The sequence below is a fragment of the Bacteroidia bacterium genome (assembly GCA_025056095.1).
Lineage (GTDB): Bacteria > Bacteroidota > Bacteroidia > JANWVE01 > JANWVE01 > JANWVE01.
In genome coordinates, this window is record JANWVW010000116.1 from 1 (window position 1) to 8,775 (window position 8,775).

Sequence of the window (8,775 nt, forward strand, 5' to 3'; positions counted from 1 at the left end):
AGCGAAGTACCGAAGCGAAGCGTAGTGCGGAATGCCCCGACCCTTGCGTCAGCAAGGGGCACGCCCAAAAAAATTAACTTTGTATTTAACTGTTGTGTGTAGCTTTGGTTATTATATCCTACTTCAAGTACGCCTCTGTTCGTGAGTGGCAACAAGTTTATGGTTAAAAATCAAAAAAAGTTACTTCCATGTTTCTTGTTCAACTTGACCTTGCTTAAATCCCTTTTAAGTTCTCCACTCTACCATACTTGCATGCCTATACTATCGCTAACTCTTTTGATGTGTTAATATGCCCCACTTACTCCTAAATTTCACCGCAGCTAAGCCCCTACTACCTGTAAAATCTCATGTAAGTTCCTACCTCCATCATACAAACTGTATTTGTTTTTTATTTTACTAATATCCCCCCCTGCTAACTATCTTTGATGTGCCAAGCTTAGTTCACAATTTGCAAGGTACAATTTTCTCATTCTGTCAATTTAGAAATAAGACTCGTATGCATCGTAAGCGTCATATTTACAAGGTATAATTTCTTCACCTTGACGATTAATATAGCCATACTTACCGTTCAACTCTACTCTCGCTCTACCTTGCCAGAAACCCCCACTCCTGTCATATTTACACGGTACAACTTCTTCGCCGTGTTGATTAACATAGCCATACTTGCCGTTCAATTGGACACAAGCTAAACCTTCCGAAAACTCCTTAATCTCATCATATTTACACGGTACAATCTCCTCACCTTGTTGATTAACATAGCCATACTTACCATTCAATTTCACTAAGGCTAAACCTTCCGAGAAACGCCATGCATTATCATATTTGAAAGGTACTATTTCTTCACCTTGGGTACTAATATAGCCATATTTACCATTCAATTTCACTAAGGCTAAACCTTCCGAGAAACGCCATGCGTTATCATATTTGAAAGGTATAATTTCTTCACCTTGGGTACTAATATAGCCATACTTACCATTCAATTGGACACAAGCAAAACCTTCTGAAAAATCTGATGCATCACTATATTTACACGGCACAATTTCTTTGCCTTGTAGATTAACATAGCCGTACTTACCATTCAATTTGACTCTCGCTAAACCTTGTGAAAAATCCCATACATAATCATATTTACACGGTACAATTTCCTCACCTTGTACATTAACATACCCATACCTATCATTCAATTTGACTCTCGCTAAACCTTCTAAAAAACTCTGTGCAGCATCATCATACTTACACGGCACAATTTCCTTACCTTGTCGAGTAACATAGCCGTACTTACGATTCAATTGGACACAAGCTATACCTTCTGTGAACGCCTTAATCTCATGATATTTGCAAGGAACAATTTCTTCGCCTTGTGTGCTAATACAGCCATACTTACCATTGAATTTGACATAAGCTAAACCTTCTGAAAAACTTCCTGCATAGTCGTATTTGCAAGGTATAATTTCCCTACCTTCGGCACTAATATAGCCATACTTACCATTGAACTTGACATAAGCTAAACCTTCCGAAAAACTTTTTGCGGCATCATCATATTTACACGGTACAACTTCTTCACCCTGTTGATTAACATAGCCATACTTACCGTTCAACTCTACTCTTGCTCTGCCTTGCCAAAAATCCTCACTCCTACCATATCTACACGGTATAATTTCCTCACCTTGTTGATTAACATAGCCATACTTACCATTCAATTTAACGTAAGCTAAACCTTCTGAAAAACCCCTTGCAACATCATCATATTTACACGGTACAATTTCCTCGCCCTGTTGATTAACATAGCCATACTTGCCTTTTAATTTGACCTTTGCTGAACCTTTCCAGAAATCCAATACATCATCATATTTGCAAGGTATAATTTCCTCCCCTTGTAGATTAACGTAGCCATACTTGCCATTGAGTTTGACCCTTGCTAAACCTTCCCAAAAATCCGACACATAATCATATTTGCAAGGTACAATTTCTTCGCCTTGTAGATTAACATAGCCATATTTACCATCCAATTTGACATTTTCTATGCCTTGCTCAAAGTTTTCTATTTCGGCATTTTTACAAAACTCAATTTCTTCGCCTTTTATATTAACGTACCCTAATTTACCGTTCAATTTTACTTTTGCTAAACCTCCAGAGAAACTTCCCGCGTAATCATATTTGCAAGGTATAATTTCTTTGCCTTGTGGATTAACATAGCCATACTTACCATTCAATTTAACATAAGCTAAACCTTCCGAAAAACCCCTTGCAGCATAATCGTATTTACAAGGTACAATTTCTTCACCTTGTGCATTAACATACCCATACTTACCGTTCAATTTTGCTCTCGCTATACCTTCTAAAAAATACCACTCAATATAATCATACTTACACGGTACAATTTCTTTGCCTTGCACATTAACATAGCCATACTTACCGTTCAATTTTACCCATACTAACTCTTCTGAAAACCCCCTTGCATAATCATATCTACAAGGGATAATTTCCTCCCCTTGGGTATTGATATAGCCGTACTTACCATTTAATTCTACCCATGCTAAACCTTCTGAAAAATCCGATGCGTCATCATACTTACAAGGGATAACTATCTTTCCATCAGCTGTACGAAAGCCCCATTTTTTATCCTCACTATAACGAAAAAGCTTATAGCTCATATAGTAACAAAATTAGAAAAAGTTCTATTTGTACCAATAAGTTGAGAATTTATTTTTTTATCTTGTAAGTATTTGTGTTTCAATGCTAAAAAGGTAAAGAGATAAGTATTCAAGGTATAATCTGCGTGAGGGGCATGGAGCATGCCGTTAGGCAGTGCGAAGCGCAGCGAAGCACCGAAGCGTTAGCGTAGTGCGGAATGCCCCGACCCGAGCGTTAGCGAGGGGCACGCCCAAAAAATCAAAAAATCAAATTATTTTTAGACCTAAAGTAACATTCTTGCTATTTTTGCCACAATGGAAATTGCTAAAACCTATAATCCCGCACAAGTAGAAGAAAAATGGTATAAATACTGGGAAAGTAAAGGCTACTTTTATGCAAAAGTCAATCCTAACAAAAAACCTTATACGATTGTTATTCCTCCACCCAACGTAACAGGCGTACTACACATGGGGCACATGCTGAATAACACTATCCAAGATATCCTTATCCGAAGGGCAAGAATGAAAGGGTTTGAAACTTGCTGGGTACCCGGTACAGACCACGCATCTATTGCCACAGAAGCTAAAGTAGTGGAAATGTTGGCTAAACAAGGTATTAGTAAAAAATCCCTCACCCGGGAACAGTTTCTCAAATACGCCTGGGAATGGACAGAAAAATACGGCGGAATTATTTTACAACAACTTCGCAAGCTCGGAGCAAGCTGTGATTGGAAACGTACTCGCTTTACTATGGAAGAAGACCTATCCCAAGCTGTCATAGATGTCTTTTGCGATTTGTATGAAAAAGGCTTGATATACAGAGGTACTTACGTAGTAAACTGGGACCCCAAAGCTGAAACTACTGTATCTGACGAAGAAGTAATATACGAAGAAGTGCAGTCTAAACTCTATTACATCAAATATTTTAGTGTAGACAATCCGAATGAGTATTTAGTTATTGCCACAGTTCGCCCTGAAACTATCATGGGGGACGTAGCCATTGCCGTACATCCCCAAGATGAACGATACCAAGCTTGGATAGGTAGAAAAGTGTACGTACCTTTAATCAACCGCCCTATACCTGTGATAGCAGATAATTCCATAGATAAAGAGTTTGGTACAGGTTGCCTAAAAGTTACACCTGCCCACGACCCTCTTGACTACGAAATAGGTAAACGTCATAACTTACCTATCATTGACACCATTGCCCCTAATGGCACTATGAGCGAAGCAGCCCAAATTTACGTGGGCGAGGATAGATTCGTAGTACGTAAAAAAATAGCCCAAGAATTGCAAGAAAAAGGGCATATTCAAGAAATAAAAGAGTACAAAAACCGAATAGGTCTTTCTGAACGCACAAAAGTACCGATTGAACCTAAAATTTCTATGCAATGGTTCGTCAAAATGAAACCCTTAGCCCAAAAAGCTTTGGAAGCAGTGGAAAAAGGCGAGGTAAAACTCTACCCCTCTAAGTTCGTAAATTTATACAAGGTATGGATGGAAAATGTCAAAGATTGGTGCATCAGTAGGCAGCTATGGTGGGGACAACGTATTCCTGCTTATTACCTACCCGATGGCAATATGGTTGTAGCAAGAAATATCCAAGAAGCCCTCAAAAAAGCACAACAAATTAACCCTGATTTTACCGAAAAAGACCTTAAACAAGATGAAGATGTAGTAGATACATGGTTTAGTTCGTGGCTATGGCCCATCTCTGTTTTTGATGGCTTCAAAGACCCTGATAATCCTGATTTTAAGTATTTCTATCCTACAAATGACTTAGTAACTGCACCTGAAATTTTATTCTTTTGGGTCGCACGTATGATTATGGCAGGTTTAGAATTCAAAGGTCAAGTACCATTTAGAAATGTGTATTTAACAGGTATTGTACGCGATGGTGAAGGTAGAAAAATGAGTAAATCCTTAGGTAACTCTCCTGAACCTTTGGAATTGATTGAGAAATTCTCCGCAGATGGCGTACGCGTAGGAATGCTATTTTCCTCACCTGCAGGCAACGACCTTAAATTTCCTATTGAATATCAAAGAGATGCACAAGGCAAGCTTGTCAAAGATGCGGAAGGTAGACCTATTGCCGTAGGTTATCCGCTTATGGAGCAAGGCAGAAATATGGCTAATAAAATATGGAACGCTTACCGCCTAACACAATCTTGGAAAATAGACACTTCTCTCAAACCCTGCGAATATGAACAAATCGCTATGCAGTGGATTCAAGCTCGCCTAAATGAAGCCGCTGCCGAAATCGAGCAACATTTTGATAACTTCCGCATCGTAGATGCACTCATGACACTCTATAAACTAATATGGGATGACTTCTGTTCCACTTATTTAGAATGGATTAAACCTATTCAAAATAACCTTCTTTCACAAACAGTTTACAACCACACTATTGAAATTTTCAAACACATTTTGATCCTGCTACACCCTTTTATGCCATTTATTACGGAAGAATTATGGCACAGTATCCAAGAAAATCCTGAAACTGACTTAATTGTAACGCCTTACTACACTGCACAACCGCTTTCTGAAAGTGATAAAGCACTACTTGAAGATATATCCTTTGTTTTACAGATAGTTACAGAATTAAGGAATGTACGTAACACGCATAAACTTTCTTCCAAAGAAAATTGGACTATCTACCTTACACCTGTGCATCAACCTTTTTGGGCAAAATACAAAAGCAGCATAGAAAAATTGCTCAAATTTGAAAAAGAAAAAGGAATTGACTTGCAATTTACTACACAAAAAGTTCAGAACACACTGCCTATATTAGTTCGCACTATGGAACTTTTAGTTCAACTACATGGAAGTTTAGACATTCAAGCAGAAAAGGCAAAACTTGAAAAAGAACTTGCTCATTTACAGAACTTTCTTAAAACTATTGAAGCAAAGCTAAACAATGAAAAATTTATGGCTAATGCAAAGCCTGATGTCATTCAAAATGAACGTAAAAAACATCAAGACACATTGCAAAAAATAAAACTACTTCAAGAAAGACTATCAGGACTACGATAAGATATAAAGCTAAATTGTTGTTTCTGACGTTAATCTGTCTGTAAAAAGTATGCGCTGCTGCAAAATCCTTCTTTACAAGGTAGCAGCTATTCTACCTCTACTTTGTAAGCTATTGACATAATTTTTTGCCGTATAGCTTCTTTGTTAATTCGTTTGTCATTTACAGTGGGGTAAATTCTATTAGACAAAAACACAAAAACTAATTTTTCTTTGGGGTCTATCCAAAAAGCAGTACCTGTGTAGCCTAAGTGTCCATAAGTTTGCATAGATGCAAAACTGCCCACAGGTGCTTTTATTTTGGTATTTTCAGGTTTGTCCCAACCTAGCCCTCTTCTGATGTTTGGGTACACGCGCCGTGTGAAATAATCTATTGTTTGGGGTGCAAAAAAACGTACTCCGCCATATACTCCCCCATTAAGTAACATTTGTCCAATAACCGCTAAATCATGGGCATTGCTAAATAGACCTGCATTTCCACATACACCGCCAAAAATAGCCGCAGTTTGGTCATGTACTGTACCCCAAATTTGTTGTTTTCTCCATAAAGTATCATTTTCAGTAGGGGCTATGTCATGCTTGGACAAATTCGTGTCTAACATAGGATTAAATCCTGTGTGTCTAAGCTGCAAAGGCTCATAGAAGTTTTCTTTTACATACACATCTAACGGCTTTTGAGTAATTCGTTCAATAATTAGCTGCATAAATGTCATATTTACGTCGCTGTAAATGAGTCTTCGTGGTGGGCGCACTCTACATTTTTTAAGATACTCTATTATTACCTTGCGGTATCTATCCTTCATAAAAATATGCGGTGCTACGTAAAAATGGCTGCTGTCAGTAAGCATACATGTATAAGTATCCGTATATTGGCAGTTTGTATTCCTAAATTCAGGTTTTCTATAATAAAACAAAACCGAAGGCAAGCCCGAAGTATGTGTTAAAAGTTGCTCTATGGTGATATTTGCCTTGTTTGTGCTATCAAATTCAGGTAAATAGTCTTTAATTTTCTTTTGGAGGTCTAACTTTCCTTGTTCCCACAGACGCATAGCTGCTAACGTAGTAGCCGCTACCTTAGTTACCGAAGCTAAATCATAAATGGTACTATCATCGTGAACTTTTTTACTTGTGCTGTCATAAGTAAGTCTGCCAAAGCTTTTTTGATAAATTACAATTCCTTCTTTGACCATCATTACTTGGCAGCCTGGGAATATTCGTTCTTTTATACTTTGCTCAACAATCTTTTCAATTTTTTTTAACGAATCCGTATTTATACACATTTCTTGGTTTTCATCAAAACGAATGCGATGCAAAGCACTTATTGTACAACCTTGCCCTGCTTTGAATGTTCCACTACTGACAGGTAATTTGCCATCGGCTTTGATGGCACCTACAATTACCTCTGCGGCAGCTTTGCGAGTATAGTAGTTATCTTCATACAAACAAACTAAACTATGAGCACATTCAAAATTTTTGAGTGAATACGGCGTACCAAACACACAAGTAACTACAATTTTGCCTTGCGATTGTAGATATTGAATTAAATCATCTACTAATACAGAAATACCAAAATTTTCGCTTGCTTTTTTAGTTATGTCTTTAATGGTAACAATAACTACATCTTGTTTTTGAAATTCTTGCTTGGCAATGCTGACTAAATCCGATTTTTTGTTTGCAAATACGTGCTTTACCGCAGCGTAACGGTTAAGAGTTTGTACAAAAGTGGCAATTGTGTTTACGCCACTGGCAGCGTTACTGATGCAAATATGCCCTACGTTATGTTTTTTTAGCTCTTTGATTGGTAAAATGTTAAATTCATTCTTGACTACAGTTACCGAAGCTTCATACAGTCTGCGAATAAGGTTTTTTATTTCAGAACTATTAAGCATTTGTGTAACGCCCGTGGGATTTTTGGGAAACAGACCTTTGTGTAATCCGCACCATTCTTTGGCTTGTAAAATTCGTAGTACATGTTCATCTAATTCTTGTAGAGTAATTTCGCCTTTGTTGAGTGCTTGTTTAATTTTTTCCACAGTTTTAGGGACATTCCCTGAAAAAAGTAGCATGTCGTTTCCTGCTAATAGTGCGTGCACATCGGCTTCGCCAGAGGGATAGAACTTAGCGACACCTTGCATATTTAGAGCATCTGTAAATATCAGACCTTTGAAACCTAGTTCTTGTCGTAAGAGCTGATTTACAACTTTGGGGGATAACGTAGAAGCTCGGTTCGGCGTGCTATCCAAAGCAGGAATATACAGATGTGCAACCATAATAGCAGGCAAACCATGCTGAATAAGTGTTTTGAAAGGAAGTAAATGGATAGTATCCAGCACGTTTCTATCGTACCGAATAATAGGTAAGTCCAAGTGAGAATCGGTATCTGTGTTACCGTGTCCAGGGAAGTGTTTGCCGCAGGGAATAATATTTTCGCTTTGCATACCTTTGGCTATCATGCCGCCTTTGCGAGCGACGTTGTATTTATCTTCGCCGAATGACCTATCTCCAATCACAGGATTAGCAGGATTGTCATTTACGTCTATTACAGGGGCAAAGTTTACTTGTACGCCTACGGCGCGGCATTGTTTAGCTATTTGTACGCCCATTTCGTAAAGTAGTAAATCATTTTGGATAGCCCCTAAGGTCATGTTACGGGGGAATAGAGGTACAGAGTCTAGTCGCATTCCTACGCCCCATTCTGCGTCTTGGGCTATCAGTAAGGGAATTTTGCAATCTTTTTGCAGAGTATTGAGGGCTTTTATCTGCAAGTATGGACTGCCTTGCATCATAATTACTCCTCCGATATGGTATTGGTCAATTAGGGTTTTAGTGTATTGAATGTGTTCCTCACCTTTGTTGGAGTATGCGGCTATCATGATGAGCTGACCGATTTTTTCCTCTAAGCTCATGGTTGCTAATGTTTTTTTAGCCCACGAGTCTTGTCCAAAAAGAGTAGATAAGTGCAGAAGGTAAAGTAATGCAGGCAGTATTTGCTTCATCAATTACAAAGATAGGTAAATTTAGTGTTATTGAAGTTTTTTTTAATTTTTTGGGCGTGTCCTTGTGGGCGTTTCGCTTGCGCTCATGCCCACAAGGTCGGCGTGCTACGGGCTAC

At 38.3% G+C, this 8,775-nt stretch carries 4 protein-coding genes; 2 read left to right on the plus strand and 2 right to left on the minus strand.

All coding sequences use genetic code 11. The annotated features are described in order from the left end of the window. Positions 1-479: 479 nt before the first annotated feature. On the minus strand, positions 480-2,654 hold the full coding sequence (locus tag NZ519_09150; GenBank protein ID MCS7028919.1) for a WG repeat-containing protein: 2,175 nt from the start codon (positions 2,652-2,654) through the stop codon (positions 480-482). Between the two features lie 154 nt (positions 2,655-2,808). On the opposite strand from NZ519_09150, the gene NZ519_09155 reads away from it, so the two are divergent. Both NZ519_09155 and NZ519_09160 read left to right on the plus strand, forming a co-directional pair. Continuing rightward, complete coding sequence (locus NZ519_09155; GenBank protein ID MCS7028920.1) at positions 2,809-2,985, plus strand: hypothetical protein; 177 nt, start codon at positions 2,809-2,811, stop codon at positions 2,983-2,985. Further along, entirely contained in the window at positions 2,949-5,666 is a 2,718-nt protein-coding gene (locus NZ519_09160) for a valine--tRNA ligase (protein MCS7028921.1), read from the plus strand. Before NZ519_09155 ends, NZ519_09160 begins: the two co-directional genes overlap by 37 nt. A gap of 86 nt (positions 5,667-5,752) precedes the next feature. On the opposite strand, the gene NZ519_09165 is transcribed toward NZ519_09160, so the two are convergent. Further along, positions 5,753-8,659, minus strand: a complete 2,907-nt coding sequence (locus NZ519_09165; protein MCS7028922.1) for a serine hydrolase — start codon at positions 8,657-8,659, stop codon at positions 5,753-5,755. Positions 8,660-8,775 lie beyond the last annotated feature (116 nt).

Bases quoted from the DNA above. Each gene is read 5' to 3' on its own strand.
- NZ519_09150 (MCS7028919.1), bottom strand. From the start codon at position 2,654: ATGAGCTATAAGCTTTTTCGTTATAGTGAGGATAAAAAATGGGGCTTT.
- NZ519_09160 (MCS7028921.1), top strand. From the start codon at position 2,949: ATGGAAATTGCTAAAACCTATAATCCCGCACAAGTAGAAGAAAAATGG.
- NZ519_09165 (MCS7028922.1), bottom strand. From the start codon at position 8,659: ATGAAGCAAATACTGCCTGCATTACTTTACCTTCTGCACTTATCTACT.